Source organism: Curtobacterium sp. ME12 (assembly GCF_903970855.1).
Classification (GTDB): domain Bacteria; phylum Actinomycetota; class Actinomycetes; order Actinomycetales; family Microbacteriaceae; genus Curtobacterium; species Curtobacterium poinsettiae_A.
Genome location: NZ_CAJCKD010000073.1, coordinates 1 through 1,711, shown reverse-complemented (window position 1 = coordinate 1,711; position 1,711 = coordinate 1). Strand labels below are relative to the sequence as shown.

Genomic DNA, 1,711 nt, shown 5'->3' with positions numbered 1-1,711 from the left:
ACTGGAGGCCCGTCACCAGCTGGTGACGGGCCTCCAGTCGGGGAGACGCGGGCGTCGTCAGGCGCGCGCCTGGCGCACCCGGTCCGCGAACGCGGCGTGCAGCGGGTGCTCCGCGTCGAGCCCAGTGATCTGCGTGACCACGTCGGCGTCGGACGCGTCCGATGCCAGGAGGGCCTGCAGCTCAACGCTTTGTTCGTCGTCCGCGACGTCGAAGCGGAGCGCCGCGGCCATCGCGTCGAGGAGCGCGGTCGGCTCGGTACCGTCCTCGGCCAGCGCGGCGGCGGGCGAGACGAACCGCTCGTCGCGCGACAGCTTGCGGAGCGGCTGACGGCCGACGCGGGTCACCGTGTCGGGCAGGTGCGGGTTCTCGAACCGGCCGATGATCGCCTGCACGTACGCGCGGTGCACCTCGGGGTCGAGCTCGTGCCGGCGGATGAGCAGGTCGCTCGTCTCGGCGAGCACGGACTCGAGCTCGGAGCGCACGGCGGGGATCGCGATGGCGTCCGAGATCTTGTCGGCCCCGGCGACGAAGCCGTGGTACGCGACGGTGGCGTGTCCGGTGTTCACCGTGAAGAGCTTGCGCTCGATCGACGCCGCGAGGCCGTCGACGTAGTGCGCGCCGGGGATCTCCGGCTCGTTCCCACCGAACGGCGTGCGGTCGATTGCCCACTCGTAGTAGGTCTCGACGGTGACATCGAGTCCGCCGCCCTCGGGCTGTGCGGGCACGATGCGGTCGACGGCGGTGTTCGCGAAGACGGCCTTCGCGAGGGCCGCGTCGCGGCCGTCCTCGGGCAGGGCCGCGACGATGAACTCGCGCAGGCGGTCCGTGGCGTTCAGGGCGTTCTCGCACGCCATGACCGCGATCGGCGCGGCGTCCGCGTCGCGGGCGACGAGCGCGCGGGCGATCACCGGTGCGATGAACTTCAGGACGTTCGGGCCGACGGCGCACGTGACGACCGCGGCGGTCGCGATCTCGGCGACCACGCCGTCCTCGTCCTGGGCGCTGTTCAGCGCACGGAAGTTCGTGACCTCGTGGTCCTGGGCGCCGGCCCCGACCTCGTGCACGGTGTACGAGTCGGCTGCGGCCAGAGCGTCGATGAGCGGTGCGGCGACGTCGGCGAAGACGACCTCGTACCCGGCCTCGTGGAGCAGGAGCCCGACGAAGCCGCGGCCGATGTTGCCGGCACCGAAGTGGACGGCGGTGCTGGTGCTCACTCGTTGACCTCGCCGAGGATCGACAGGATCGCTGCGGTGTCCTGGGCGTCGGTGAGCTTCTGGACCTCGTCCTCGTCGGAGAACACGATCGCGATCTTCGACAGGATGTCGAGGTGCTCGTTGTTCACACCGGCGATGCCGACGACGAAGCGCACGGGGTTGCCGTCCCAGTCGATCGGGCTGGCGTAGCGGATGAACGACAGGGCGGACGACTTGATGGCGTCCTTCGCGTCGTTCGTGCCGTGCGGGATGGCGAGGAAGTTGCCCATGTAGGTGGACACGCTCTTCTCGCGCTCGAGCATCGCCGGGTAGTAGTCGGCCGTGACCGCGCCCGCAGCCTCGAGGATCTCGGCCGCCTCCTTCATCGCCTCCGACTTGGTCGGCGCGGTGTCCTCGGTGTGGATGCGGATCTGGCTCTCCTGCAGGACGGGCATCGGGGGTTCTCCTTGTGTTGAGGACGAGATGGAGGGGACGGGTCAGCCCCGTCCCCTCCGAT

At 70.3% G+C, this 1,711-nt stretch carries 2 protein-coding genes; both read right to left on the bottom strand.

The window, feature by feature from the left end; translation table 11 throughout:
• Positions 1–57 precede the first annotated feature (57 nt).
• Positions 58–1,215 (bottom strand): mannitol-1-phosphate 5-dehydrogenase, encoded by a 1,158-nt coding sequence (locus H7A73_RS17905; protein ID WP_182067234.1) that lies wholly within the window; start codon positions 1,213–1,215, stop codon positions 58–60.
• Positions 1,212–1,649, bottom strand: coding sequence for a PTS sugar transporter subunit IIA (locus tag H7A73_RS17900; protein WP_182067233.1), 438 nt, complete (start codon positions 1,647–1,649; stop codon positions 1,212–1,214). Before H7A73_RS17900 ends, H7A73_RS17905 begins: the two co-directional genes overlap by 4 nt.
• Positions 1,650–1,711: the final 62 nt, after the last annotated feature.

Coding starts and splice junctions, on each gene's coding strand:
- H7A73_RS17900 (WP_182067233.1), bottom strand. CDS start 1,649: ATGCCCGTCCTGCAGGAGAGCCAGATCCGCATCCACACCGAGGACACC.